Source organism: Mesorhizobium sp. M0664 (assembly GCF_040320565.1).
Lineage (GTDB): Bacteria > Pseudomonadota > Alphaproteobacteria > Rhizobiales > Rhizobiaceae > Mesorhizobium.
Map to the genome: position 1 here is coordinate 1 of NZ_JAMYPW010000059.1, position 23,984 is coordinate 23,984.

29 protein-coding genes and 1 pseudogene are annotated in these 23,984 nt (G+C 62.2%); 12 read left to right on the plus strand and 18 right to left on the minus strand.

Annotated elements, in window-relative coordinates; translation table 11 throughout:
• Window positions 1–240 precede the first annotated feature (240 nt).
• Complete coding sequence (locus NKI39_RS30785; protein WP_352836545.1) at window positions 241–585, minus strand: RidA family protein; 345 nt, start codon at window positions 583–585, stop codon at window positions 241–243.
• 224 nt (window positions 586–809) lie between these two features.
• Between NKI39_RS30785 and aztA the strand changes: the two genes are divergently transcribed.
• From aztA to NKI39_RS30805, 4 genes are all read left to right on the plus strand, one after another.
• On the plus strand, window positions 810–1,622 hold the full coding sequence (gene aztA / locus NKI39_RS30790) for a zinc ABC transporter ATP-binding protein AztA (protein WP_352836547.1): 813 nt from the start codon (window positions 810–812) through the stop codon (window positions 1,620–1,622).
• Entirely contained in the window at window positions 1,622–2,497 is an 876-nt protein-coding gene (gene aztB / locus NKI39_RS30795; protein ID WP_352542391.1) for a zinc ABC transporter permease AztB, read from the plus strand. Before aztA ends, aztB begins: the two co-directional genes overlap by 1 nt.
• 22 nt (window positions 2,498–2,519) lie before the next feature.
• Complete coding sequence (gene aztC, locus NKI39_RS30800; protein ID WP_352836550.1) at window positions 2,520–3,461, plus strand: zinc ABC transporter substrate-binding protein AztC; 942 nt, start codon at window positions 2,520–2,522, stop codon at window positions 3,459–3,461.
• Window positions 3,462–3,584: 123 nt separating this feature from the next.
• Window positions 3,585–3,923, plus strand: coding sequence for a protein tyrosine phosphatase family protein (locus NKI39_RS30805; RefSeq protein WP_352836553.1), 339 nt, complete (start codon window positions 3,585–3,587; stop codon window positions 3,921–3,923).
• A gap of 262 nt (window positions 3,924–4,185) precedes the next feature.
• On the opposite strand, the gene NKI39_RS30810 is transcribed toward NKI39_RS30805, so the two are convergent.
• Complete coding sequence (locus NKI39_RS30810) at window positions 4,186–4,653, minus strand: Lrp/AsnC family transcriptional regulator (RefSeq protein ID WP_023674409.1); 468 nt, start codon at window positions 4,651–4,653, stop codon at window positions 4,186–4,188.
• 139 nt (window positions 4,654–4,792) lie between these two features.
• Between NKI39_RS30810 and hppD the strand changes: the two genes are divergently transcribed.
• From hppD to NKI39_RS30825, 3 genes are all read left to right on the plus strand, one after another.
• Complete coding sequence (gene hppD / locus NKI39_RS30815; protein WP_352836556.1) at window positions 4,793–5,908, plus strand: 4-hydroxyphenylpyruvate dioxygenase; 1,116 nt, start codon at window positions 4,793–4,795, stop codon at window positions 5,906–5,908.
• Window positions 5,909–5,977: 69 nt separating this feature from the next.
• Entirely contained in the window at window positions 5,978–6,202 is a 225-nt protein-coding gene (locus NKI39_RS30820) for a type II toxin-antitoxin system Phd/YefM family antitoxin (protein ID WP_352473643.1), read from the plus strand.
• Window positions 6,199–6,576 carry a type II toxin-antitoxin system VapC family toxin gene (locus NKI39_RS30825; RefSeq protein ID WP_352542356.1) on the plus strand — a complete coding sequence of 126 codons (378 nt, stop codon included), beginning with the start codon at window positions 6,199–6,201 and terminating at the stop codon, window positions 6,574–6,576. Before NKI39_RS30820 ends, NKI39_RS30825 begins: the two co-directional genes overlap by 4 nt.
• On the opposite strand, the gene NKI39_RS30830 is transcribed toward NKI39_RS30825, so the two are convergent.
• The 5 genes and pseudogenes from NKI39_RS30830 to hmgA all read right to left on the minus strand — a co-directional run bounded on the left by NKI39_RS30830 (window position 6,577) and on the right by hmgA (window position 10,656).
• The gene (locus NKI39_RS30830) at window positions 6,577–7,131 is read right to left on the minus strand and encodes a DinB family protein (protein ID WP_352836557.1); all 555 of its coding nucleotides are present in this window, start codon (window positions 7,129–7,131) and stop codon (window positions 6,577–6,579) included.
• 4 nt (window positions 7,132–7,135) lie between these two features.
• Window positions 7,136–7,429, minus strand: a complete 294-nt coding sequence (locus NKI39_RS30835; protein ID WP_352617748.1) for a hypothetical protein — start codon at window positions 7,427–7,429, stop codon at window positions 7,136–7,138.
• Window positions 7,426–8,448, minus strand: a complete 1,023-nt coding sequence (locus tag NKI39_RS30840; protein ID WP_352682140.1) for a fumarylacetoacetate hydrolase family protein — start codon at window positions 8,446–8,448, stop codon at window positions 7,426–7,428. The genes NKI39_RS30835 and NKI39_RS30840 overlap by 4 nt, the downstream gene beginning before the upstream one ends.
• A pseudogene (locus NKI39_RS30845) lies at window positions 8,445–9,332 on the minus strand (MBL fold metallo-hydrolase). The gene NKI39_RS30840 and the pseudogene NKI39_RS30845 overlap by 4 nt, the downstream one beginning before the upstream one ends.
• Window positions 9,333–9,342: 10 nt before the next feature.
• On the minus strand, window positions 9,343–10,656 hold the full coding sequence (hmgA, locus tag NKI39_RS30850; protein ID WP_352501450.1) for a homogentisate 1,2-dioxygenase: 1,314 nt from the start codon (window positions 10,654–10,656) through the stop codon (window positions 9,343–9,345).
• A gap of 154 nt (window positions 10,657–10,810) precedes the next feature.
• Here hmgA and NKI39_RS30855 point away from each other — a divergent pair, with 154 nt between their 5' ends.
• Window positions 10,811–11,269, plus strand: coding sequence for a MarR family winged helix-turn-helix transcriptional regulator (locus NKI39_RS30855; protein ID WP_352836585.1), 459 nt, complete (start codon window positions 10,811–10,813; stop codon window positions 11,267–11,269).
• A gap of 27 nt (window positions 11,270–11,296) precedes the next feature.
• On the opposite strand, the gene NKI39_RS30860 is transcribed toward NKI39_RS30855, so the two are convergent.
• The 3 genes from NKI39_RS30860 to NKI39_RS30870 are packed head-to-tail and all read right to left on the minus strand — an operon-like array spanning window position 11,297 to window position 13,971.
• Entirely contained in the window at window positions 11,297–11,704 is a 408-nt protein-coding gene (locus NKI39_RS30860; RefSeq protein ID WP_352836560.1) for a hypothetical protein, read from the minus strand.
• A complete protein-coding gene (tdh, locus tag NKI39_RS30865; RefSeq protein WP_352836563.1) occupies window positions 11,701–12,735 on the minus strand; it encodes an L-threonine 3-dehydrogenase in 1,035 nt (344 codons plus the stop codon). Before tdh ends, NKI39_RS30860 begins: the two co-directional genes overlap by 4 nt.
• A gap of 48 nt (window positions 12,736–12,783) precedes the next feature.
• Window positions 12,784–13,971: a glycine C-acetyltransferase gene (locus tag NKI39_RS30870; protein WP_352836566.1), complete on the minus strand. Its 1,188-nt coding sequence runs from the start codon at window positions 13,969–13,971 to the stop codon at window positions 12,784–12,786.
• A 265-nt stretch (window positions 13,972–14,236) separates the two neighbouring features.
• On the opposite strand from NKI39_RS30870, the gene NKI39_RS30875 reads away from it, so the two are divergent.
• Window positions 14,237–15,238, plus strand: a complete 1,002-nt coding sequence (locus NKI39_RS30875; protein WP_352836569.1) for a diguanylate cyclase — start codon at window positions 14,237–14,239, stop codon at window positions 15,236–15,238.
• Entirely contained in the window at window positions 15,175–16,308 is a 1,134-nt protein-coding gene (locus NKI39_RS30880; RefSeq protein WP_352836572.1) for a putative bifunctional diguanylate cyclase/phosphodiesterase, read from the plus strand. Before NKI39_RS30875 ends, NKI39_RS30880 begins: the two co-directional genes overlap by 64 nt.
• Window positions 16,309–16,319: 11 nt before the next feature.
• Here the strand turns inward: NKI39_RS30880 and NKI39_RS30885 are convergent, their stop codons facing one another.
• From NKI39_RS30885 to NKI39_RS30895, 3 genes are all read right to left on the minus strand, one after another.
• Window positions 16,320–16,757, minus strand: a complete 438-nt coding sequence (locus tag NKI39_RS30885) for a type II toxin-antitoxin system VapC family toxin (protein ID WP_352473630.1) — start codon at window positions 16,755–16,757, stop codon at window positions 16,320–16,322.
• 17 nt (window positions 16,758–16,774) lie between these two features.
• Window positions 16,775–17,017, minus strand: a complete 243-nt coding sequence (locus NKI39_RS30890; RefSeq protein WP_352473667.1) for a type II toxin-antitoxin system Phd/YefM family antitoxin — start codon at window positions 17,015–17,017, stop codon at window positions 16,775–16,777.
• A gap of 79 nt (window positions 17,018–17,096) precedes the next feature.
• Window positions 17,097–17,522 carry a MarR family winged helix-turn-helix transcriptional regulator gene (locus NKI39_RS30895; protein WP_352473629.1) on the minus strand — a complete coding sequence of 142 codons (426 nt, stop codon included), beginning with the start codon at window positions 17,520–17,522 and terminating at the stop codon, window positions 17,097–17,099.
• Between the two features lie 117 nt (window positions 17,523–17,639).
• Here NKI39_RS30895 and NKI39_RS30900 point away from each other — a divergent pair, with 117 nt between their 5' ends.
• Complete coding sequence (locus NKI39_RS30900; RefSeq protein WP_023674396.1) at window positions 17,640–18,047, plus strand: hypothetical protein; 408 nt, start codon at window positions 17,640–17,642, stop codon at window positions 18,045–18,047.
• Between the two features lie 140 nt (window positions 18,048–18,187).
• On the opposite strand, the gene NKI39_RS30905 is transcribed toward NKI39_RS30900, so the two are convergent.
• Complete coding sequence (locus NKI39_RS30905; protein ID WP_352473628.1) at window positions 18,188–20,233, minus strand: oxidoreductase; 2,046 nt, start codon at window positions 20,231–20,233, stop codon at window positions 18,188–18,190.
• A 113-nt stretch (window positions 20,234–20,346) separates the two neighbouring features.
• Here NKI39_RS30905 and queF point away from each other — a divergent pair, with 113 nt between their 5' ends.
• Entirely contained in the window at window positions 20,347–20,808 is a 462-nt protein-coding gene (queF, locus tag NKI39_RS30910) for a preQ(1) synthase (protein ID WP_023674394.1), read from the plus strand.
• 14 nt (window positions 20,809–20,822) lie between these two features.
• Here queF and NKI39_RS30915 read toward each other — a convergent pair whose 3' ends face one another.
• From NKI39_RS30915 to NKI39_RS30930, 4 genes are all read right to left on the minus strand, one after another.
• Complete coding sequence (locus tag NKI39_RS30915; RefSeq protein ID WP_352617767.1) at window positions 20,823–21,608, minus strand: alpha/beta hydrolase; 786 nt, start codon at window positions 21,606–21,608, stop codon at window positions 20,823–20,825.
• 110 nt (window positions 21,609–21,718) lie between these two features.
• Window positions 21,719–22,903, minus strand: a complete 1,185-nt coding sequence (locus NKI39_RS30920; protein WP_352836576.1) for a mandelate racemase/muconate lactonizing enzyme family protein — start codon at window positions 22,901–22,903, stop codon at window positions 21,719–21,721.
• A gap of 11 nt (window positions 22,904–22,914) precedes the next feature.
• A complete protein-coding gene (locus tag NKI39_RS30925; protein WP_352473625.1) occupies window positions 22,915–23,472 on the minus strand; it encodes a hypothetical protein in 558 nt (185 codons plus the stop codon).
• A 4-nt stretch (window positions 23,473–23,476) separates the two neighbouring features.
• Window positions 23,477–23,956: a DUF3828 domain-containing protein gene (locus NKI39_RS30930; protein ID WP_352542343.1), complete on the minus strand. Its 480-nt coding sequence runs from the start codon at window positions 23,954–23,956 to the stop codon at window positions 23,477–23,479.
• Window positions 23,957–23,984 lie beyond the last annotated feature (28 nt).

The following is a 23,984-nucleotide window of genomic DNA, read 5'->3' on the forward strand; positions in this document are numbered from 1 at the left end:
CCTTCGCTCAACTGCCTCTCCAAAGAATCCTTTCTCAGCCTAAACTCAACCCCAAAATCGCCATATGCGATTCCCCTGCCCTTGAGGGGAGGGTCGCGGAGCAAATTGCCGCATGGCGGCATTTTGTGACGCGGGGTGGGGTCGGTGCGACCTCGCCGACCCCACCCCGTCTCGCAGTCTCCGCTTCGCTTCGACTACTCGCCGACCCTCCCCTCGAGGGGGAGGGTTAGGAGCCGCCTCTCAAATCGCCCCGGTAACAATAATCTCGACCAGATATTCCGGTCCGGCAAGTTTCGCTTCGCCAGTGGCGCGGGCCGGCGTGTTGCCTTGCGGTACCCATTTGTCCCACTCCGCGTTCATCTCGGCAAAGGTGCTCATGTCGGCCAGCCAGATGATCGCCTGCAGGATCTTGGTTTTGTCGGTGCCGGCCTTGGCCAGCAATTCGTCGATAGCCGCCAGAATGTCCCTGGTCTGGGCGCCGACGTTTCCGCCCGGCTTGCCGACCTGACCGGCCAGATAGACGGTGTTGCCGTGGATGACGATCTGGCTCATGCGCGGGCCCACATCGATGCGACGAATGCTCATTGGATATTCCTTCTCTTGTCCGGCTTTCTCTTGTCGGCTGCGCCTGTTTAGGATCGGGATACGTTTCGGGCAAGGCCGCTCGAGCGGAACCGCTTGAGCCAAGCCAAAGCAGACAACATGACGGCCCGGCCGCAATTCCGCCCGATTGGCTTGTTGACTAATGTAATAACATCACATATCGAATCCGCCCCTGCAGCACCGATCGTCGCCCCATGGATCGTCACATGAGCCAAACCTGCCTGACCTTCCGCGACCTGACGCTGGGCTACAACAGCCATCCTGCGGTCCACCACCTCGATGGTACGATCCGCAAGGGGTCGTTGACGGCGGTCGTCGGCGCCAACGGCTCCGGCAAATCAACGCTGATGAAGGGCATCGTCGGCGTCCTGAAGCCGATGGCCGGCACGGTGATCCGGGCGCCCGGCGTACGCGCCGCCTATCTGCCGCAGCAATCGGAGCTCGACCGCTCCTTTCCGGCCCGGGTCGTCGACCTGGTTTCGCTTGGCCTGTGGCCGCGGCGCGGCATGCTCGGCCGCTATACAAGGGAAGACCGCGACTCGGTCAGCAAGGCGCTGATGGCCGTCGGCCTAGGCGGTTTCGAGAAGCGGCCGATCGACACATTGTCGGGCGGCCAGCTGCAGCGCACGCTGTTTGCCCGCGTGCTGTTGCAGGATGCCGAGCTCATCCTGCTCGACGAGCCGTTCAACGCCGTCGATGCCAAGACGGTCGGCGACCTGATCGCGCTGATCAAGCGCTGGCACGGCGAGGAACGCACGATCATGGTTGTGGTCCACGATCTCGATCTGGTGCGGCAGAATTTCCCCGAAACACTGCTCCTGGCGCGCCAGCCGATCGCCTGGGGCGAGACCAAAGAGACGCTGCGGCCTGAGAATCTGTTGCGCGCGCGCCGCTTCCACGAAGCCTGGGAGGACAACGCGCCATGGTGTGAGCCCGGCGAGCATGATCACGAGCACGGTGGCCACGAGCACAGCCATGACCACGAGCACTATCACGGCTCCGGGCCGAGGGCAGCATGATGGAGGTGCTTTACGGTCTGTTCGTCGCTCCTTTCGCCGACTACGCCTTCATGCAGCGGGCGCTTGCCGGTTCGATGATGCTGTCGCTCGGCGCCTGCCCGGTCGGCGTGTTCCTGATGCTGCGGCGCATGAGCCTGTCCGGCGATGCCATGGCGCATGCCATCCTGCCGGGTGCCGCCGCCGGCTTCCTGTTCTATGGCCTGGAGATCCTGCCGATGACGATCGGCGGACTGATCGCCGGCATCATCGTGGCGCTCGGCGCCGGCGCCGTCTCGCGCTTCACCATCCAGCGCGAGGACGCCTCGATGGCGGCCTTCTACCTGATTTCGCTGGCCATCGGCGTGCTCATGGTGTCGATCCGCGGCTCCAGCGTCGATCTCATGCATGTGCTGTTCGGCACCGTGCTGGCGCTCAACAACGAGGCGCTGACGCTGATCGGCGGCATCGTCGTGGTGACGCTGGTCAGCCTCGCCACCTTCTGGCGGGCGCTGGTCGCCGAATGCCTCGACCCTTTGTTCCTGCGCTCGGTCAGCCGGATGGGCAGCCCGGTGCATTTCATCTTTCTCGGCCTCGTCGTGCTCAACCTCGTCGGCGGCTTCCAGGCACTCGGCACCTTGCTGTCGGTCGGGCTGATGATGCTGCCGGCAGCGGCGGCCCGCTTCTGGACCTCGCGCGTCGAGCCGATGTGCGTGCTGGCCACAGTAATCGGCTTTGCCTCCTGCATTGCCGGGCTGCTGTTGTCCTACCATGCATCATTGCCCTCCGGCCCGGCCATCATCCTGTCCGCAGGGGTCGTCTATTTCGCCTCGATCCTGTTCGGCACGCGCGGCATCCTGCGCGCCCGCATCGTCCATCACCGCCACAGAACTGCCTGATCCCAACAAGGAGAAACTGTCCATGCTGAAATCGATCCGCGCCGCTTTGGCCGTGAGCGTTATAACATTAACCGCCTTTGGCGCATCTTCGGCCTTCGCTGAGCCTTTGAAGGTGGTCGCCAGCTTCACGATCATCGCCGATTTCGCCAAGAATGTCGGCGGCGACCGCATCGATCTGACCACCATCGTCGGGCCTGACGGCGACGCCCACGTCTACGAGCCGAGCCCCGCCGATGCTGTGGCGATGGCCAAGGCCGACATCGTGCTGGTCAACGGCCTGCATTTCGAAGGTTTTCTGCAGCGCCTGGTCGACGCCAGCGCCACCAAGGCTTCGATTGCCGTGCTGACCAAGGGGGTCACGCCGATCAATTTCAAACCCGAATTCGCCGAGGCCGACGCCGCCGAAGGCGCGGAAACCGATGGCGGCAAGACGGTCACCGATCCGCATGCCTTCCAGTCGATCGCCAATGCCAAGATCTATGTGAAGAACATCGCCGACGCCTTTTGCACGGCCGACGCTGCGGGTTGCGACAGCTACAAGGCCAATGCAGCCGCCTATACGCAAAAGCTCGAGGCGGTTGAGGACGAAGTGCAGGCGGCGATCCAGTCGATCCCGCAGGAGAAGCGCGTCGTCATCACCTCGCATGACGCCTTCGGCTATTTCGAGCAGGCCTACGGCTTGACGTTCCTGGCCCCGGAAGGCGTGTCGACCGAGTCGGAGCCCTCCGCCGCCGACGTCGCCAAGCTGGTCAGCCAGGTGAAGCAGGACAAGGCGGCGGCGATCTTCGTCGAGAACATCACCAACCCGCGGCTGATCGAGCAGATCGCCAGCGAGACCGGCATCAAGGTGGGCGGCACGCTCTATTCCGATGCGTTGTCGCAGCCCGACGGCCCGGCCGCGACCTATATCGACCTGATGCACAACAACATCGCCCAGATCAAAGGCGCGATCCTCGGCAGTTGAGCTGTCTAGTCACTCCATCCGGTCGGGCTGAAATCGCCCGGCCGGATTTCTATCTAATGGCGGTTGCCGACCGGGTCCGGGAGTGGCAAGACTGCCGCTAGCCAGATTGTGAGGACCCCAGCCATGGAATACCGCCAGATCAGCGAGGACTATTCGGTCTCCGGCCAGATCCAGCCCGAAGATGTCGCGACCATCAAGGCCGCCGGCTTCAAGAGCGTGATCTGCAACCGGCCCGACGACGAGCAGCCCGGCCAGCCATCGGCCGACACCGTCAAAGCGGCGGTCGAGGGCGCCGGGCTCGCCTTCCGCTACATCCCTGTCATCAGCGGCCAGATCACGGCCGAGGATGTCGAGGACCAGGCCGAGGCGCTTGACGAACTCGAAGGCCCGGTCTTCGCCTATTGCCGCTCCGGCGCCCGCTGCACCAATCTCTATGGGCTGATCAAGCAGTCGAAGGGGTGAACGGCCTCACGTTCCGAGCGGAAGAAGTCAAGTTCCGCACTGTGGCGATCCTTCACACCCCCCTCTGTCCTGCCGGACATCTCCCCCTCAAGTGGGGAGATTGGATGTCGCGTTGGCTTTCGCCAATTTTCAGCGTTGCGGAGTGGGCAGCGAGGTCAGAGCTGCCAATCTCCCCACTTGAGGGGGAGATGGCCGGCAGGCCAGAGGGGGGTGCTGTCCTGGGTGCTGTCCCTCCGCCATATCTAACGAAAAGCCGTCTGGGCTAAATCGGCAGCGCGCCGGTTTCCTTCAATGTCTCAAGCACGATCGCCGTCTTCACGTGCTGCACCGATTCGTGCGGCAGCAGCACGCCGTTGACGAACTCCGACAATGATTTGAGATCGGGCGTCACGACTTTCAATATGTAGTCCATCTCGCCGGTCAGCGCGTGCGCTTCCTGCACTTGCGGCAGCCGCGCCACCAATTCGCCGAAACGCCGCGCATTGTCGCGGTTGTGGGTGGCGAGCGTCACCGAAATGACGTTGACCAGGGAAAAACCGAGCTTGTCGCGGTCGAGCACCGCCCGGTAACCCTTGATATAGCCGTCCTCCTCCAGCCGCTGGCGACGACGCGAGCACTGCGACGCGGACAGGTTCACCCGTTCCGACAGATCGTTGTTGGTCAGCCGTGCATCGCCCTGCAATAGAGCCATTATCTTGCGGTCAAACTGGTCGATGCGCGCCTCATCCATGAATTTCGGGTCCGCAGTGCACAACTCGCGCATGATCAGACCATTTCAAGCGTTTGAATGCAAGCAATTTGCACTCGCTCCGCGCTATAATTGCGTCCAGATGGCCGACGCGGCCAGTTCCAGATTTCGGAGCAATGCCATGGGTCCCTTCCCGCACGACGCACCGCCCGCCAAGATCAGCAAAACCAATCCCGCCGGCACCGACGGCTTCGAGTTCGTCGAATTCGCGCATGCCGAGCCGGAAAAGCTCGCCGAACTGTTCACCCGCATGGGCTATGTGCCGGTGGCCAAGCACCGCGGCAAGGACATCACCGTCTGGCGGCAGGGCGACATCAACTATGTCGTCAATGCCGAACCCGGCTCGCATGCCATGAAATTCGTCGACAAGCACGGCCCTTGCGCCGCCTCGATGGCGTGGCGGGTGGTCGATGCAAGGCATGCCTTCGATCACGCGGTGGCCAAGGGCGCGACGCCCTATGAAGGCAACGACAAGACGCTCGACGTGCCGGCGATCGTCGGTATCGGCGGATCGCTGCTCTATTTCATCGAAACCTACGGCGAGAAGGGCTCGGCTTACGACGCCGAGTTCGACTGGCTGGGCGAGCGCGACCCCAGGCCGGAAGGCGTCGGCTTCTATTATCTCGACCACCTGACCCACAATGTCTATCGCGGCCAGATGGACAAATGGTGGGATTTCTACCGAGACCTGTTCGGCTTCAAGCAGATCCATTTCTTCGACATCGACGGCAAGATCACCGGCCTGGTCAGCCGCGCCATCACCTCGCCCTGCGGCAAGATCCGCATTCCGCTGAACGAGTCCAAGGACGAGACCAGCCAGATCGCCGAATATCTGAAGAAGTATAATGGCGAGGGCATCCAGCACATCGCCGTCGGCACCGACGACATCTACGGCGGCACCGACAGGCTCGCCGCCAACGGCCTGAAGTTCATGCCGGGCCCGCCGGAGACCTATTACGACATGTCTTATGCCCGCGTGAACGGCCATGAAGAGCCGATCGAGCGCATGAAGAAGCACGGTATCCTGATCGACGGCGAAGGCGTCGTCGACGGCGGCACGACCAAGATCCTGCTGCAGATCTTTTCCAGGACAGTGATCGGCCCGATCTTCTTCGAGTTCATCCAGAGGAAGGGCGACGAAGGCTTTGGCGAGGGCAATTTCCGCGCCTTGTTCGAATCGATCGAGCAGGACCAGATCAAGCGCGGCGTGCTGAAGGTGGACGGCAAGGCAGCGTAGCCAACTCGGCCGAGGTGCCTTGTGGTTTGATCAATTATGACCTAAATTCTGGTCATAAGAGGTCTGACCATGAATGTTTCAATTGCCGAAGCCAAGGCCAAATTGTCGGAACTCGTCAGCCGCGCGGAAGCCGGCGAGGAGATCGTGCTCACACGCCACGGCAAGGCGGCGGCGCGTATCGTACCTCCGGCAGTGGCCGAACCCCTGCCGCGTATAGGCGCGTTGAAGGGCAAGATCTGGATTGCGGACGATTTTGATGAACTCGGTCCCGAGTGGGATGAGTACGTGAAATGACGGTCGGCCCGTTTCTCGCCGACACACACATCATCCTCTGGTCGATTTCGGACGATCGACGTCTTAGCGAGCACCACCGCGTCATTCTGGCTTCGGAAGCGGTGGTGTTCGCGAGCGCGGCAAGCGTCTGGGAAATTGCCATCAAACGTTCGATCAGAAAACTTAATGCGCCGGACGATCTGCCAGCGCTGCTTCCAAGGATGCAATTTCAGCCGCTCGCCGTAACCTTCCAGCACGCGAACGCCGTCGGCGGCCTACCCCACCACCATGGTGATCCGTTCGACAGACTTCTGATTGCGCAGGCGCAAGTGGAGAACCTCACCATCCTGACATCCGACCCGCATTTCGCTCGTTACGATGTGGCTTTGGCATGATTATCCAAGCAGTTGGTCTCGCAAGCCCAACCGCTCAACCTCCGCTTTCCTGAGTTTCAGATCATAGCCGAGCAAGAACTCGTCGAGTTGCGGCGGTTTCACCGAGGTGCCGGATAGCATCGCGTGCACCTGGCCGCGATGATGGATGTCGTGGATGAAGAGATGGGCGAGCAGGTCGCCGATCCGTTCCGGTACCATGCCGTCCTCGCGCCGATCGGTGACGACGCGGCGCTCGAGATCGTCCGCCGACAGGCGGTCGCAAAAGGCGATCAGCCGCCGGTCGGCCTCCGCCTGTGCAACAAAAAGCGCCTTGGCATCATTGAACGGCACAAAATCGTCATGGGCGGCGGCGCCGACGCCGCCCTCTTCGAGAAAATCGAGATAGAGGTGATCGACCGCCAGGATGTGATTGAGCGTTGCCTTGATCGACGGAAAGAAGCTCGTCCGTTCGGCTTCGAATTCGCCGGGCTCAAACTGCAGCACGGCGCGGTAGAGCCGGTCGTTCGACCACAGATTGTTGGCTGCCATGCGCCGAAAATGGTTCAGCAGGTCCATGACTTCACGGCGCGACCCGGAATAGCGACACACCCGCCCATAGAAGCGCAAACCCAGCCAAAACAATCAGCAGCAGCCCGATCATGTGCCGCCGCATGGCTTGCGTTTCCTGGTCCAGCGCGACATTCGTGTTGGTGACGGTGTGAAACATCATCGCCTTGCGCGGAAAGCCGCTGCGGTTGGTCAGGCCTGGCGAGCGCGCCTCGATGCGATAGCTCAGGCGGATCGCCAGGATGAAGATCGCCAGCATGACAAGGGCCCAGACACCGCACAGCAGATAGAATGTCTCGCCCGTCATTCTCTTGCCCCCTCGTACTTCTCGACCCTCTGCTCGATGGCGCCGAAGATCGAATGCCCACCCCTGTCCTTCATCTCGATGCGCACGCTATCGCCAAAGCGCAGGAACGGCGTTTTCGGTTCGCCGGTTTCGATGGTCTCGATCATACGCAGCTCGGCGACGCAGGAATAGCCGGCGCCGCCCGCCGAGACAGGCTTGCCCGGCCCGCCGTCGAGCTTGTTGGAGACGGTGCCCGAACCGACGATGGTGCCGGTGGCCAGCGGCCGCGTTTTTGCGGCGTGAACAATCAGCGCCGGAAAGTCGAAGGTCATGTCGATGCCGGCGTTCGCCCGGCCGAACGGCTTGCCGTTGAGATCGACCAGCAGCGGCAGGCTGACCTTGCCGCCGTCCCAGGCATCGCCCAGCTCGTCCGGCGTCACCGCAACCGGCGAAAAGGCAGATGACGGTTTCGACTGGTAGAAGCCGAACCCCTTGGCGAGCTCGGGTCCGGTCAGGCCGCGCAGCGTTACATCGTTGACCAGCATGACCAGCCGGATCGCCGCCCGCGCCTCATCGAGGCTTGCGCCCATCGGCACATCGTCGACGATGACGGCGACCTCTCCTTCCATGTCGATGCCAAGGGTGTCGTCGACCATGCGGATCGGGTCGCGCGGTGCGAGGAAAGCGTCCGAGCCGCCCTGGTAGATCAGCGGATCGGTCCAGAAGCTTGCCGGCATCTCGGCACCGCGCGCCTTTCGCACCAGCTCGACATGGTTCACATAGGCCGAGCCGTCGGCCCATTGGTAGGCGCGCGGCAGCGGCGAATGGGCGTCGTGCTCGTGAAAGCGCGCGGACGGTACCGCATTGTTTTCCAACGATTCCGCCATGGCAGCGAGATGCGGGGCGATGCGATGCCAGTCGTCGAGCGCGGCCTGCAGCGTGCGCACCAGGAACGAAGCATCGGTAAACCGCGTCAGGTCGCGCGAGACGACGACGAGCTTTCCATCGCGCGTCCCGTCCTTCAATGTGGCAAGCTTCATGCGGTTTCCTCTCCTGGCGCAGCTTTGGCGCTGCTTAATTCCACAACAAGGCCGTCGCGGGCGATCGTCAAGTCGCCGGCCCATGTTTTCCTGACCGCGGCAATCCAGTCGGCCTCGCCGATCTCGGGATCGTCGGCGGGAATGAGGTGGTTGAGGACCAGTCTTTTGACGCCTGCCTCGCTGGCGATGCGGCCCGCTTCCTCGGCAAAGCTGTGGCTGGCAAGCAGGTGTTCCCTCAGCCTTGCGCCGTTGCCGGTCTTCGCGACCAGCCGCTCGATACCCTTTTCCAGCATGGCCTCGTGGACCAGGACGTCGGCGCCCTCGGCGAAATCCGCCAATGGCGGAAAGAAGGCCGTATCCGACGAAAAGACGACGCCTTGCCCCGCATGATCGAAGCGCAGCGCAAAGCAATCCGTCACCGGCGGGTGGTCGACGCGCAGCGCCGATATTTTGAGACCGCGCTCTTCGGCCACCTGGCCTTCACCAAATTCGACGATCGAAACCTGGTCGCGGAGATCCGGCCTGCCTTCATCGGCGATGCGGATCTCGATATCGAATTCCATTGCCTGGCAAAAGCGCTGCCAATAATGGCCGATGCCGGGCGGGCCGAACAAAGTGACGGGCGCCGCCAGGCCGGCGGTCTAGGCGGTGTGGATGAGAGGTCCGAGTTCCAGAACATGGTCGGAGTGCAAATGCGTGATGAAGATCAGGTCGAGCGCCTTCAGGCTGATGCCGGCATCGGTCAGCCCGCGCGTTACGCCCAGCCCGCAATCGACGACGATGGTGCGGCCGCCAATCTCCAGCAGCGACGAACTCGGCCACGGGCCGCCCGGCCGCAGCGCCGGGCCACCCTTCGAACCCAGAAGCACCAGACGATCCGTCATACGACGGCGCTCAAGACCAGTCGCCCTCTGGCGTGCCGTTGAAGCGCTTCTTCAGGCCGGCCCAGCAGTCGATGTAGTTGTCCTGCCGGGTTTCGAGCTCGGCGCCATAGCGGGTCACCATCTGCGGAAAGCGCGTCTCGAACATGAAGGCCATGGTGTTGTCGAGCTTGACCGGTTTCAGCTCCGCTCGCGAGGCTTTTTCGAAGCCAGACGCATCGGGTCCGTGAGCCAGCATCATGTTGTGCAGGCTGATGCCGCCGGGCACGAAGCCCTCTTCCTTGGCATCGTACTGACCATGAATCAGGCCCATGAACTCGCTCATGATGTTGCGGTGATACCAGGGCGGGCGGAAAGTGTTTTCCGCCACAAGCCAGCGCGGCGGGAAGATGACGAAATCGATATTGGCGGTGCCTTCCTCGCCGCTCGGCGCGGTCAGCACGGTGAAGATCGACGGATCGGGGTGGTCGAACAGGATCGCACCGACCGGCGAAAAGGTCGCAAGATCATATTTGTAGGGCGAATAATTGCCGTGCCACGCCACCACATCCAGCGGCGAATGGTCGATTTCGGTGACATGGAACTGGCCACACCATTTCGCGATCAGCCGACAGGGCGTGTCCTTGTCCTCGAACCAGGCGCAGGGCGTCTTGAAATCGCGCGGATTGGCCAGGCAATTGGCGCCGATCGGGCCGCGATCCGGCAGCGTCAGCTTGGCGCCGTAATTTTCGCAGACATAGCCGCGCACTTGCGGATCGACCAGTTCGACCTTGAACACCAGGCCGCGCGGCAGCACGGCAATCTCGCCCGGCCTGAGTTCGATAACACCCATCTCGGTGACGAAGCGCAAGGCTCCAACCTGGGGCACGACCAGCAACTCGCCGTCGGCGTTGAAGAAATGATCGTCGACCATCGAGCGATTGGCGACATAGACGTGTGCCGCCATGCCGGTCTGGCCGAGCACGTCGCCGGCGGTGGTGATCGAGCGCATGCCGGCGATGAAATCGGTCGGTTCCTTCGGCATCGGCACGGGGCTCCAGCGATACTGGCCGAGTGCGAGCTGATGGTCGCCGACGTTCGGCGCGCTTTTCCAAAGCGGATAATTCGCCGCTTTGAAGCGACCGGTGTGCCTGACGCTCGGCCTTATCCGATAAAGCCAGGAGCGCTCATTGGTGCCGCGCGGCGCGGTGAAAGGAGAGCCCGAAAGCTGCTCGGCATAGAGGCCGTAGGCCGGCCGCTGCGGCGAGTTTCGCCCTTGCGGCAGCGAGCCCGGCAGAGTCTCGGTCTCGAAGTCGTTGCCGAAACCCGGCATGTAGGAATAGGCCATGGAATCCTCCCGAATTCATGGTCTCGGAGCATCGTTTGCGCATCCGCAAAGATGCTCCGAGTTGACCATACCGGTTTCATTTGTAACCATTGAAAATGTAACCATCAACGGTGATTTCGGCATGAGCCGCCAGCATGCCCAGTCAGGGCCAACCATGGAAATTCTCGAGCTGGAATCCTTCCTGCCTTACCGGCTCTATCGGCTTGCCGATGCCGTCAGCCGCGAATTCTCAAGGATATACAAGGACCGCCACGGCCTGACCCGGCCCGAATGGCGCACGCTTGCGGGACTTGGACAGCACGGCACGATGACGGCGACGGCGCTCGGCGAGCAATCGGCCATGCACAAGACCAAGGTTTCGCGCGCGGTGGCCGAGCTTGAGCGGCGCCGCTGGCTGACCCGCACGCCAGACGAGAAAGACCGTCGCGTCGAGCATCTGACGCTGACCAAAGCGGGGCTTGCCGCCTATCGCGAAATGGTGCCGCTGGCGAAGGAGTTCGAGCGGGAGCTGCTGGAGAAACTGAGGAATAGCGACCGCGCGGCAATTGAGGCAGCATTAGCCGCTCTGGAGAGTCGTTTGGGACGAGCCGAGGTTGGGGTCGAATCGTCTTGAACGAAGGGGCTAGCCAGTGCTTGGCATTTATCGAGTAAGCAACCAATGTTCAGCAACAACTTCGATCGTGTCGTCGCGAAAATAAAACAGGAAACGCCGCGAGTTAGGTCCATCTTGCGCCAGAATTTCCCAATCGTTTTCGCTGATTGACCGGCTATCGCCGATCACCTCGTAGAACTCGCCCCATTTGGGAGCCTGCTTGCTGTAAAGGCCTTTACCTGAGAACCAGGCGTGATCATTTGTGGAGTCCCATCGCCAACGACTGCAACCGATGAAACGAAGGGTTCCTGTCTCTCCCTTGCTGGCCTCACAGTCCCATGAGTCCAACAGAAAGGTAAGCTGAACCGTTTTATCCTCAACGGTTAGTTCTACATTCGGAGCGTTGGGCTCAGCGTTCCAATCCAGGTTCAGGTGTCGGAAAGACAGTGGTGTCACCAGTCCATCACCACCTTGCCGGAATTGCCGCTCTTCATCGCTTCGAAGCCGGAAATATAGTCGTCGATGCCGATGCGGTGGGTGATCAGGCCGCTGACGTCGAGAGGACCCTGCACCAGCGCGATCATCTTGTACCAGGTCTCGAACATCTCGCGGCCGTAGATGCCTTTCAGATGCAGCATCTTGAAGATGACCTTGTTCCAGTCGATCTCGAAGCCGGTCGGCGCGATGCCGAGAATGGCGATCTTGCCGCCGTTGTTCATGGTGTCGATCATGTCGCGGAAGGCAGGTGCGGCACCCGACATTTCGAGGCCGACGTCAAAACCCTCGGTCATGCCGAGCGCCGGCATCACGTCGCGCAGCTTTTCCTTCGACGCATCGACGACATGCTGGACGCCGAGCTTTTTCGCCAGTGCCAGGCGCACCGGGTTGATGTCGGTGATGACCACTTTTCGCGCGCCAACGCACTGCGCCACCAGTGCACCCATGATGCCGATCGGCCCGGCGCCGGTGACCAGCACGTCCTCGCCGACGAGATCAAAGGACAATGCGGTGTGAACCGCATTGCCCAAAGGATCGAAAATTGCCGCGATCTCGTCCGGCACATCGTCGGGGATGGGCACGACATTGTGCTGCGGGATCGCAAGGTATTCGCCAAAGGCGCCCGGCCGGTTGACGCCGACGCCGAGCGTGTTGCGGCACAGATGCCCCCTGCCCGCCCGGCAGTTGCGGCAATGGCCGCAGACGATATGGCCCTCGCCCGAAACACGCTGACCGATCTTGTACTCGGTCACCGCCGCGCCGAAATCGGCGACGGTGCCGACAAACTCGTGACCGGTCACCATCGGCACCGGCACGGTCTTCTGCGCCCACTGGTCCCAATTATAAATGTGGACGTCGGTGCCGCAGATCGCGGTCTTCCTGATCTTGATCAGCACGTCGTTCGGGCCGATTTCCGGCACCGGCACTTCTTCCATCCAGATGCCCGGCTCGGCCTTGGCCTTGACCAGCGCCTTCATCATGTTTGACATTCTTTTGTCCCCAGAACCTTAGTCGCTTGAATCTCTTGATCCGGCCGCTCAGGAAATCACGCCGAGTTCGCGACCGACTGCGGCGAACGCCTCAACCGCGCGTTCGATGTCGGCGCCGGAATGGGCGGCCGACATCTGCGTGCGGATGCGCGCCTGGCCCTTCGGCACCACCGGGAACGAGAAGCCGATGACATAGATGCCGCGCTTCAGCATCCGCGCCGCCACTTCCTGCGCCAGCGTCGCGTCGCCCAGCATCACCGGGATGATCGGATGGTCGGCGCCGGCCAGAGTAAAACCGAGCTTGCCCATCTCGGAGCGAAACCGCGCCGCATTGGCATATAGGCGCTGGCGCAACGTATCGCCATTGCGGATCATCTCGAAAACCCGGATCGAAGCGCCAGCGATCGCCGGCATCAGCGTGTTGGAGAACAGATAGGGCCGCGAGCGCTGGCGCAGCCAGTCGACCACCTGCTTCCTGCCCGATGTGTAGCCGCCCGACGCGCCGCCCAATGCCTTGCCGAGCGTCCCGGTGATGATGTCCACCCTGCCCTCGACGCCGCAATGTTCGGCCGAGCCACGGCCGTTCCTGCCGACGAAGCCAACAGCATGGCTGTCGTCGACCATGACCATCGCATCGTATTTGTCGGCGAGGTCGCAGACGCCTTTCAGATTGGCGATGATGCCATCCATCGAGAACACGCCGTCGGTGGCGATCAGCCGGAACCGACAGTCGCGCGCCTCTTTCAATCGCGCTTCCAGATCGGCCATGTCGTTGTTGGCGTAGCGGAAGCGCTTTGCCTTCGACAGCCGTACCCCGTCGATGATCGAGGCGTGGTTCAGCGCATCGGAGATGACCGCATCCTCCTCGCCGAGCAGCGTCTCGAACAGGCCGCCATTGGCGTCGAAGCAGGAGCCGTAGAGGATGGTGTCCTCCATGCCGAGGAAGTCAGAAATGGTCGCCTCGAGCTGCTTGTGTTCTTCCTGCGTGCCGCAGATGAAGCGCACGGATGCCATGCCGTAGCCGTACCGGTCGAGCGCCTGCTTGGCCGCCTCGCGCAGTTCGGCGCTGTCGGCGAGGCCGAGATAATTGTTGGCGCAGAAATTCAGCACCTTCTCGCCGCCGACCTCGATCTCGGCCGATTGGGTCGAGGTTATCACCCGTTCGGATTTGTAAAGGCCGGCCGATTTCAGTCCTTCAAGCTCGCTGTCGATGTGGGAAAGGAATGCTTCGGTCATGATCAGGCCCTGTTGAGATCGATGAGGACTGTCGCGCCGCGCGGACGAAAAATCCATCGCAAAAGCGACCGCTTCGGTGGCGGCAATGGCACGGCAGAGGCTACGATGTTCAAATGCGGAGGCGCCGCGAAAGATTGCAATAACCACTTTGCGGGTTTCCCGCCACGGTCGCCGCCGCCGGCATGCTGACGTCCCAAACCTGTTAACACTTTGAAGCCAAAGGTTGTCGCACAAGAATTCGTTGGCGAGAGGGCCGCCTCAGAAAATGTCACAGCAGCCGGTGCACGCCGTTTCGGGCAGGCTCATACTCCTGATCAAATCCGGCTACTGGCTGGCTCTGCTGATCATCGCCGCCATGGTCGTGGCCTCCTTCATCCTGCTGCAGCAGATGATGGCGGCCCAGCAGCACAACCAGGCACTGCTCGATGTGGTCAGCACACAAAAAGCCCTATCGCAGCGCATCGTCTTCCTTGCCGGCGCGACCGGTACCGCCTCACGCGACCAGCAGCCGGCCCTGGTTAGCGCGCTCAAGCAAGCGACGGTGGAGTTCGAGGAGAACTACGATCTGCTGCTCGAACGGACCGCCGCCGATCCGGCGTCGCCGGCAAGGTTCGATCCGAGATCGATCGAGAGCGTACTTTTCGCCAAGCCGTACCATCTCGACTATTTCTCGGTCGGGCTTATCGCCAACGGCGAACGCCTGATCTCGTCATTCGAATCGCGGCTCAACATGGCCGGCAATGGTGGCTACAAAGGCGGAGAGGAGCGCGTCAACCTGAACGCTTCCGTTGCCAACGCAACATTGTCGGGCTATGCCGCACTTGGCCAGCGCATCAGTGCCTTTGCAGACCAGCGATCCGAAACACTTCTCGATCTTAACCGCACATTGTTCTACTCGACCATCGGCGTCATCGTGCTGGTGGCGCTTTTCATTTTCGGGCCAATGTCGAATGCCATCCTGCGCAGGACGCGCGAGCTGGTCGATGCGCGCAATTCCATGGCCTTTATCGCCGTGCATGACGGGCTGACCGGCCTGCACAACCGCACCTTTTTGACCGAGCATTTCGATACGCTGATCAATGCCGCGCGGCGACGGCGTGAACGGGTTGCCGTGGTGCAGTTCGATCTCGACCGGTTCAAGCAGATCAACGACACGTTCGGCCACGCCGCCGGCGATTATGGCTGGTGGCGGCTGCGCAGCGCATGCGTGATTCGTGCCGTACGTCGGATCTCAACGTGCGGCTCGGCGGCGATGAATTCGTCATGATTCTCAACGGTGCCGGCAGCACCGAGGACATCGATACCGTCGCCCGGCGCATCCTGACCAAGCTCAACAAGCCGATCGTCTTTCGAGGCACGACAATCCATCCGGGCGTAAGTGCCGGGATTGCGGTCTACCCTGTCGACGCCGACAATGCGCAGGATCTGCTCGTCCATGCCGATCTGGCGCTGTATTCCGCCAAGAAGCAGGGCGGCGGCAGCTTGTCGTTCTTCTCCGAGGAGCTGAGGCACGAACTCGATTATCGCAAGCAGCTCGAGCTCGATATCAGGACCGCTATCTCGGAGAAGGCGTTCGAAGTCTATTTCCAGCCGCAAGTCTCGCTGTCGGACGGCGCCATCAGCGGCATCGAGGCTCTGGTTCGCTGGAGACATGCCGAGCGCGGCATGATCGCGCCGGGCGAGTTCATTCCGATCGCGGAAAAATGCGGTCTCATGCCCGAGATCGGCCGCATCGTCATCGCCAAGGCGATCGACGAAGCAGCCGAATGGAACCGCGCAGGCATCGCCTTCGGACGGATCGCCGTCAATGTATCCGGCTCGGAGCTGCGCGAGACAGATTTCGAAGTCTTCCTGTTCGACATGCTGGAGAGGGCTGGCCTGCCAGCGCACAAACTGTCGCTGGAGATCGTCGAATCCGTCATCCTCGACGACGAGAAGACCGGTATCGCGGCAAAGCTGCGGCACATTCGCGCCGCCGGTATCCATCTCGAGCTCGATGATTTTGGCACCGGCTACGCATCGCTCAGCCATGTCAATCCAAACGAGATCGATCGGCTGAAGATCGACCGCCGGTTCGTCCAGAACATCAACGAGAACAGCGGCAACACCAAGATCGTGCGTGCCCTCACCGAGCTCGCCCGCGGTCTCGGCATCTCGATCGTTGCCGAGGGCGCCGAAACCGAAGCCGAGCTCGACTCGCTGATGGCGATCGGCTGCGACCAGGTGCAAGGCTATTCCATCGCTTTCCCGATGCCGCCGGACAGCGTGCGCGAATGGCTGGTGGCGCGAACGCCCAAGAAGGCCAGGCTGACGGTGCTGCAGGGCTGCCGGGCGTAGGAAAGTCGGAACTACTGCAATGGCGGCAGGTTTCTCAGCGGATTGAGCATCGGCACCCCAAGTGGTGCGAAATGACGCTCGTTATCCGTCAGTATCACCAGGCCGTGAACCTCGGCCGTAGCAGCAATCGCTATATCTTCAAATCCCGGCCGATGAGCCCTTGCGCGATCAAGAATAGAACCCGCGGCATGCGCGGCTCGCAAATCGAAGGGCAGAATCCTTGCCCCGTAAAGGTGCTCGACTGCCTGCCACCAGTCGCGTAGCAGCGCGGCCTTTGTGGTCGCGCCGTCGCGCTCCGCCTTCGCTATCCCCGCCGCGATTTCGGACGCAGTCACAACGGATAGGAACAGGTATTCGCTCGCCATATCGAGCCATGCCATCAGCGCCGCCCGATCAACCTTCCTGGCTGGAGCCATTGCCGAGATGATGTTGGTGTCCAGCAGAAACATCAGGGCTGGTCGCCGCGCTACAACGCAACCTTGCGAGCTGGCTTACGGGAACGAGGCGGAATGTCGTCCTTGTCCCCGGGAAAAGCCGCCAGCAGCCGCCCGAAGCTCGGCACCCGAGACAGCCGCTGATAATCTTCGAACGACAGGATGACGGCCTGCTTCCGACCGTGGCGTGTGATAATGGCAGGCTCTCCTGCAACTGCCTGATCGACGACTGCCGAAAGCGTCGCCTTGGCGTCTTTCAACTGAATTTCGCGCATGTTGCCACCCTCGCATATGACTACCATGGTCATATAACATTGCAGACGGCTTGGAACAAGGGTTGCGGTCCAATCGGTATCAACTGACATTGGCCCGCAACGCGGCCAGCACCTGTGCAAACTCTGCCAGCCTGTCGTCGGACAGTCCTTTCCGCAGCCGCTTGTCGAAGGCTAACGCGGCGGTGCGCAATTGCAGGAACAGCGCTTCTCCGGCTTGGGTCAGCTCCACCTGGTGAACCCGGCGGTTCTCCGGATCGCGGCGGCGCATCAGCAGGCCTTGCGTCTCCATGGCGTTGAGGTGGTGGGTCAGCGTTGCGCCCCGGATGCCGATCATGCCGGCGAGCTCGCGTTGATTGGCCAGCTCCCGCGACTTGACCGACAGCAACGTGACCCAGACCGGCAGCGTGCCGCCTGCCTCGACCAAGGCAGCGTCGAAAGCCTGCGCAACCAGCTTGGCGGTGCGCGCGAGATTCATCCCGATCGGCGGGCGGTCAAAGGGCGTCATGATCCGACACTAGAACAAGGGCAAAGCCTATGGAACCGGCTCGAGCTTATGCGTTGACATCTAATAATTTGATATCTATCGATATGCCTGGCGGTGGGCAAGAGAGGAAATGCGGTCATGCAATATGTCTACATCATCGTCCTCGGCCTTCACGTCATGGCGGGCGTGTTCTGGGCCGGCACCACCATCGCGGTCGCCCGCGAACCGGAGATCAGGGCGGAACGTTTCTTCCGGCCGCAAATGGGCGCAGCCGGCGTGGTTTTCCTCACCGGCTTGCTGCTGTGGTATTTCTTCCACAACGGCTCTTTCGGCTCGATGGAGAAGGTCTTGGCGCTCGGCATCTTGACGGCGTTAATCGCCGCCGGGGTTCAGGGCGCGCTGGTGGGTTCCGCCAGCAGGCAGTTGGCCGGCGCTGATGCGGCGAAGCAAACCCAGTTGCGCGCCAAGATGACAAAGGGCGAACGCATCGCCGGCGGCCTGCTGGTCATCACCGTGTTCTGCATGGCCACCGCCAGGATGTTTTGAACGTCCTGCCGCAATCGCAAGATCGTACGGTGCCCGGCGATGGCCGGCGGCGTGCGCGGCGCGCAGACCGGACCGACGTACCGTGGTGGCTCTCCGTACGGAGGTTCGGCTGCGCGCCACCAATCAATCCAAAATATTCCTCAGATTCGCAAGCCGAACCTGATGCCGTCATAGATCGCAGCGTGGATATTGCGTGAAGCTACCGCGTCGCCGATGCGAAAGACGACGAAACCGCCTTGCGGATTGCGCGCAGGAAAGATGTCGCCGCCATTGATCAGTTTTTCGTAATCGATCGCGCCGGCGTTCTTCGACAGCGGCTTCAGCGCCAGGTAGAGATCGTCGAGCGGCAGCGTGCCGTGCTCGACCACCACCTGGTCGACCCGCCGCTCGCCGCGCCAGCCATCGGCGAAGTCGGAGGCGAGCTCGGCGATCAGCTGGTTGCCTTCACGCCGCACAGAACGTAGCCGTGTGTTGATGGTCACCGTGACACCCTTTTCCTGGAAGGCGCGCATGTAGGGCACATGATTCATGCCGCCCATTTCCGGGGCGAAGAAGCGCTCTGGTGAAACCAGCTCCAGCCTGGCGCCGCTATTGGCGATCAGTTCGGCGGCACCCATGCCCTGATGGCCGCCATTGTCGTCATAGAGCAGCACGTTCTCGGCCGGCTTGACGCTGCCGGCCATGATGTCCCAGCTCGAGGTGACGAGATCGTCGCCCGCCGTCAGAGGCGGGTTCTGCGGCAGGCCGCCGGTGGCGACCACCACCACGTCCGGCGATAGCGCCAGCACGTCGTCCGTCTCCGCCCATTTGTCGTAGCGGATCTCGACGCCCAGCCGGTCGAGTTCGGCCAGGCGCCAGTCGATGATGCCGATCAATTCCTTGCGGCGCGGGTTTTGCGTTGCCAGCCGCACCTGGCCGCCGGCCTGGCTCGATGCTTCCAGCACCGTCACCTGGTGCCCGCGCTCGGCGGCGACGCGCGCCGCCTCCAGCCCGCCGGCGCCGGCACCGACGACGACCACCTTCCGCTTCGGTCCCTCGGTTTTCGGAATAATATGGGGGATATCAGCCTCGCGGCCCGTCGCCGCATTGTGGATGCACAGCGCCTCGCCGCCCTCATAGATGCGGTCGAGGCAATAGGTGGCGCCGACGCAAGGGCGGATCTCGTGCTCGCGGCCCTCCATCACTTTTTTGACGATATGCGGGTCGGCAATGTGGGCGCGCGTCATGCCGACCATGTCCAGCTTGCCGGTGGCGATGGCGTGACGCGCGGTGGCGACGTCGGAAATCCGCGCCGCATGGAAGGTCGGGAATTTCGTCGCTGCCCTGATCTCGCCGGCAAAGTCGAGATGCGGCGACGACCGCATGCCGGTCACCGGGATGACCTTGGTCAGCGCCGCATCGGTCTCGATCGAGCCACGGATGATGTTGAGGAAATCGACCTTGCCGGAGCCGGCCAGCCGCCTGGCGATTTCGACGCCCTCCTGTTTCGACAGGCCTTTCTCGAAATCCTCGTCGGCGACCATGCGGATGCCGACGACGAACTTTTCGCCGACCGCGGCACGCACCGCGTCGAGCACCATTCCGGTGAAGCGCAGCCGGTTGTCGAGCGAGCCGCCGAAATCGTCGTCGCGCTGGTTGGTGGCCGGCGACCAGAAACCGTCCATCAGATGGCCGTAGGCTTCGAACTCGATGCCGTCGAGGCCGGCAGCCTGGCAGCGCTGCGCGGCCGCCGCATAGTCGGCTACGATGCGCTCGATATCCCAGTCCTCGATAGTCTTGGGAAAGGCGCGATGGGCCGGTTCGCGCACCGGCGAAGCCGACAGCACGGGCAGCCAGTCGGCCTTGTTCCAACCGGTGCGGCGGCCGAGATGGGTGATCTGTATCATCACCTTGCAATCGTGCTCGTGGCAGGCATCGGTAAGCTCGGCGAGCCACGGCACGATGCGGTCGTCATAGACATGCAGATTGCCAAAAGCGGCCGGGCTGTCGCGCGAGACGATCGCCGAACCGGCGGTCATGGTCAGCGCCATGCCGCCCTTGGCCTTTTCGGCATGGTAGAGCCGGTAGCGTTCCTTCGGCATGCCGTCCTCGGAATAGGCCGGCTCATGGCTGGTCGACATCACCCGGTTCTTCAGCATCAGATGCTTGAGCTGATAGGGCTGGAGGAGCGGGTCATTGCTGGTCATCGTCTTCCTGCTGTTTCAAATTGTGCTAATGAGCGGCAAATTTTGTTTTTACGCATGTCGCTGTCCCAAAATCGCTGCGCAGTTTTGGGCGACATGCAGCAAGGAACCTGCTCATGACCGATACGAAAAACCTCACCCAGCTCGGCACCAACGTCGAGGCGCCACAGAGCCCTGAAGCGGCAGTCCTGGAAACCGTGCCGTTTTCGCGCGGCGACGGCCCGCCGGCCATCGTTCGCTTCACCTGCCCGGAATTCACTTCGCTCTGCCCGGTCACCGGCCAGCCGGACTTCGCCCATATCGTCATCGACTACGCACCCGATGCGCTGCTGGTGGAATCGAAGTCGCTCAAGCTGTTCATGACCTCGTTTCGCAACCATGGCGCCTTCCACGAAGAATGCACCGTCATGATCGGCCGCCGCATCATCGCCGCGACCAAGCCATTGTGGTTGCGCATCGGCGGCTACTGGTATCCGCGCGGTGGCATTCCGATCGACGTGTTCTGGCAAACCGGCGCGCCGCCGGAAGGTGTGTGGCTGCCCGACACCGGCGTCGCCCCCTATCGCGGGCGCGGCTGATCGGACGGAGCGGCTCACCTGATCCCGGTCCGGCACAGGTTGGTCTCCAGGAAAGGCATCACCGCGTCGCGGTACCGCTGTTGGTCATAGCGATAGAGATCAACATGCCGCGCGCCGTCGAACCAGACCAGCTTTGCGTCAGCGCCTGCCGCATCTTTCAACGCCAGTGTCTGGCTGCGAGCGACAAACGGATCCGAATTGCCTGCTAGCAGCAATATCGGCCGATCAATCGCGCCGATGCGATCGACCGGCCTGACATCATCTACCCCGAAGCCAAGGCGGAGCTGCATCTGCGCCAAGAGGATGGTCGCCTGTACGTCGCGCAACATAGGCAAGGGCGCTCGCAACGCCGTGGTTTCCAGCAAAGTCGCGTAGAGCTGCTCCAGGACATAGGCGTCGGCATGCTCCTGCTGAGCGCCAAATACAAAAGCAGCCGCACCGAGCGACGAGCCGATGGCCGCCACCTTGCGACCGGCGAAGCGTTGCCGGGCAAAGGCGAGGATGCGGCTGGCGTCCTGCCGTTCGATGTAACCAAAGCCTCTGATATCGCCGCCGCTTTCGCCATGTCCCGACAGATCGAACAGCACGATCGAGTAGCCGCTTTCGAAAAGCAGCTTCGCTCTTGGAACCATGGCCAGCTTGTTTGAACCACGTCCGTGTAACAGCACGATTGTTCCGCAACTGTCCTGCCGATCCGCCACCCAACCGGCAAGGTCGGGCGCGCCCTCCCGCTTCAGAACGATGCGCTCCACCGGTAACCCCACAGGCAGCGTGAAGCTTTGCTGAGGCACGCGGGCCACCGCGTGGCTTCCTGCCTCCCAGGTGACAGCGCAGGCCAGGACGCAAACCGCCGCGAATAAAGCAACCACGACAGGACCTCTTCTCATCGATCGGTCACGTGCACTTCGCATCAGTTGAGCGGCAGCCGCCGGTAGCGGCTGGGGCTGTTCGGGTCGCTGAAATGGTGCATCGGCCCGTGTTCGGTAAAGTGCGCTGACCAGCGTTTCATTGCCGCCGGATCGAGTTCGACGCCCAGCCCGTCACCCTCCGGCACGCGCACCGTATTGCCCGTCTGGCGGAAAGGACCGTCCTTGATGACATCGCCGATCTGCCAGCGAAACAGGGATTGCGACGCCTCGGTGATCCACGGTGTCGCCGCCACGACGTGCAGATAAGCCGATGTCATGATGCCGAGATCGTTCGAATAGCACCAGAACCCCTTGCCCATCGCCTCACAGGCGGCGATGAATTTCAGAGTTTTCGACAATCCGCCGAGTGCTGCGAAATTGCAGACGAAGTAATCCGGCGCACCGAGCGCGACTGCCCGTCTGAGATCCGGGATGTGCGTCGAGAACGGAATGCGCGAATGCTGGCGCAGCGCAGCCATCTCCTCGAAGGTCGCGACCGGATCCTCGTAGTTGCGGATGTTGAACGGCTCGATCTCGCGCAGCACCCAGCGCGCTGTGGTCAGCGACCACTGCATGTTGGAATCGAGTTTGATCTGCGCTTTATCGCCAAGCGCCTCGCGCAGCATGCGCACTGTCCTGATCTCGAGCTCGGGATCGCCCATGATCAGCTTGCCCTCGAAAATCGTCGAGCCGTGCTGTTCTCGCATGCCGAGACAGTAGTCGACGATCGCTTCGGCGGTCATCTCGCCGCCGGCTCCGCCGTGAGCGGGGCGAAAGGCGAAATATTCCGAAAACGGAATGTCCTTGCGCACCGCGCCGCCGAGCAGGTTGTAGAGCGGCATGCCGAAGACCTTGCCTCTTATATCCCACAGCGCCAGTTCGACGGCGCCGAACGCCACCGTGGCTGCATTCTCGCCGGTGTTGGCGGTAATCTGCCAGGGCGGCACGCAGCGCGCCTCGCAGTCGGCGATGTCGAGGGGATCGGCGCCAATCAGCGCCGGCGCGATCTCGGCCTTGATCACCTCGCCGAAATGCCACCATGGCGCCTCGCCCAGTCCGACCACGCCTTCGTCCGTCTCGACCTCGATGATCGATTTCGAGGCGCCGCCGTAGAGACCAGCCGTCCACCAGAACGGAGCATCGAGCGGGACGTTGACGTGGGTGACGCGGACGTTGGTGATCTTCATCGGTTCCGTTCTCACTCGCACTGGTATTGGCTTAGCGCCCATTCGCCGGTCACCGAGAGCAGGTCCGATATCTTCCAGTCGCCATCGATCTTTTTGAACTTCCATTCCAGCCGGTGCGGATTGCCGGAGACGACAAAAGCGACGACGACCTTGGCCTCGTCGCCCTTGATCGCTTCGATGGTCTTCAGGCTTTTGTCGATCTCCGCCTTTTCGTATTCGGAATTGTCGAGCGCCATGTTGGGATCGAGGCACTCGCCCTGCCCCGACTTCCGCAGCGCGTCGCTCTTGTCCAGCACCGACTTTGCCGGGTCGGTGAAATGGCCCCGCTGAGCCGGATCGACCTCGAGCCCGGCATGCTCGTAGAACGGCTTCACTACCGCGGTCGGCGAGCCCGGCTGCTCGGCTGCGGCCGGCGCGTTTTCTGCCGGCGGCAAAACTGCCGGCGGAGGTGCCGCACTGTCGGCCGGCGCGTTTGCGGGTGGCGCGCCGAACAGGCCTTGAGCGGCGGCGCTGCTCAATCCGGCCAGCAGGCACGCAGTCGCCAAAATCCAGGGACGGCAGCGAAGCACGGCATCACTCCGGCGACTGTCCGGCCAGGCATTCGAGCGCACTCAGGGTCCAGCCGCTGGTCTTCGAGGTAATGTCGGCGACCTTCCACTGGCCGTCGATCTTCTTCAACGACCAGACCATTTCGCGTTTGGAACCATCGCCTTCCGGAAAAAGGTTGAACGTCGCCGTCACCTCGGCGCTGTCGCCGTCCAGCGTTTCGGCCAGCGTCAGCGTCTTGGCCACGGTCTTCTCGTCATAGTCCTGCGCATCGAGACCAGGGGCGAAGTCGATGCAGGGAACTTCATCCGGATGGTTCTTTGCCGCATTGTCGTTCAATTCGAACAGTTTCGTCACCGGCGCGGTGAAGCGGTCGCGATATTGCGCATCGGCCTCGAACTTGACCGACGGGACATAAAAGAACTTCACGGCGTTGGCAGCAGGGCCGGCAAACGCGGCCGCCGGCACGGCCATCGAAAGCGCGGCAACAAAAAGTGGCAGTTTCATGGGTGTCCCCGATTGTTCACTGACGGAA

Coding starts and splice junctions, on each gene's coding strand:
- NKI39_RS30880 (WP_352836572.1), top strand. CDS start 15,175: ATGCGTGATTCGTGCCGTACGTCGGATCTCAACGTGCGGCTCGGCGGC.
- NKI39_RS30870 (WP_352836566.1), bottom strand. CDS start 13,971: ATGACCGAAGCATTCCTTTCCCACATCGACAGCGAGCTTGAAGGACTG.
- NKI39_RS30900 (WP_023674396.1), top strand. CDS start 17,640: ATGCAATATGTCTACATCATCGTCCTCGGCCTTCACGTCATGGCGGGC.
- hmgA (WP_352501450.1), bottom strand. CDS start 10,656: ATGGCCTATTCCTACATGCCGGGTTTCGGCAACGACTTCGAGACCGAG.
- NKI39_RS30875 (WP_352836569.1), top strand. CDS start 14,237: ATGTCACAGCAGCCGGTGCACGCCGTTTCGGGCAGGCTCATACTCCTG.
- NKI39_RS30825 (WP_352542356.1), top strand. CDS start 6,199: ATGACGGTCGGCCCGTTTCTCGCCGACACACACATCATCCTCTGGTCG.
- NKI39_RS30840 (WP_352682140.1), bottom strand. CDS start 8,448: ATGAAGCTTGCCACATTGAAGGACGGGACGCGCGATGGAAAGCTCGTC.
- aztC (WP_352836550.1), top strand. CDS start 2,520: ATGCTGAAATCGATCCGCGCCGCTTTGGCCGTGAGCGTTATAACATTA.
- hppD (WP_352836556.1), top strand. CDS start 4,793: ATGGGTCCCTTCCCGCACGACGCACCGCCCGCCAAGATCAGCAAAACC.
- NKI39_RS30905 (WP_352473628.1), bottom strand. CDS start 20,233: ATGACCAGCAATGACCCGCTCCTCCAGCCCTATCAGCTCAAGCATCTG.
- NKI39_RS30855 (WP_352836585.1), top strand. CDS start 10,811: ATGGAAATTCTCGAGCTGGAATCCTTCCTGCCTTACCGGCTCTATCGG.
- tdh (WP_352836563.1), bottom strand. CDS start 12,735: ATGTCAAACATGATGAAGGCGCTGGTCAAGGCCAAGGCCGAGCCGGGC.
- NKI39_RS30785 (WP_352836545.1), bottom strand. CDS start 585: ATGAGCATTCGTCGCATCGATGTGGGCCCGCGCATGAGCCAGATCGTC.
- NKI39_RS30895 (WP_352473629.1), bottom strand. CDS start 17,522: ATGACGCCCTTTGACCGCCCGCCGATCGGGATGAATCTCGCGCGCACC.
- NKI39_RS30930 (WP_352542343.1), bottom strand. CDS start 23,956: ATGAAACTGCCACTTTTTGTTGCCGCGCTTTCGATGGCCGTGCCGGCG.
- NKI39_RS30805 (WP_352836553.1), top strand. CDS start 3,585: ATGGAATACCGCCAGATCAGCGAGGACTATTCGGTCTCCGGCCAGATC.
- NKI39_RS30890 (WP_352473667.1), bottom strand. CDS start 17,017: ATGCGCGAAATTCAGTTGAAAGACGCCAAGGCGACGCTTTCGGCAGTC.
- NKI39_RS30835 (WP_352617748.1), bottom strand. CDS start 7,429: ATGACGGGCGAGACATTCTATCTGCTGTGCGGTGTCTGGGCCCTTGTC.
- aztA (WP_352836547.1), top strand. CDS start 810: ATGAGCCAAACCTGCCTGACCTTCCGCGACCTGACGCTGGGCTACAAC.
- queF (WP_023674394.1), top strand. CDS start 20,347: ATGACCGATACGAAAAACCTCACCCAGCTCGGCACCAACGTCGAGGCG.
- NKI39_RS30830 (WP_352836557.1), bottom strand. CDS start 7,131: ATGGACCTGCTGAACCATTTTCGGCGCATGGCAGCCAACAATCTGTGG.
- NKI39_RS30920 (WP_352836576.1), bottom strand. CDS start 22,903: ATGAAGATCACCAACGTCCGCGTCACCCACGTCAACGTCCCGCTCGAT.
- aztB (WP_352542391.1), top strand. CDS start 1,622: ATGGAGGTGCTTTACGGTCTGTTCGTCGCTCCTTTCGCCGACTACGCC.
- NKI39_RS30810 (WP_023674409.1), bottom strand. CDS start 4,653: ATGGATGAGGCGCGCATCGACCAGTTTGACCGCAAGATAATGGCTCTA.
- NKI39_RS30820 (WP_352473643.1), top strand. CDS start 5,978: ATGAATGTTTCAATTGCCGAAGCCAAGGCCAAATTGTCGGAACTCGTC.
- NKI39_RS30885 (WP_352473630.1), bottom strand. CDS start 16,757: ATGTTTCTGCTGGACACCAACATCATCTCGGCAATGGCTCCAGCCAGG.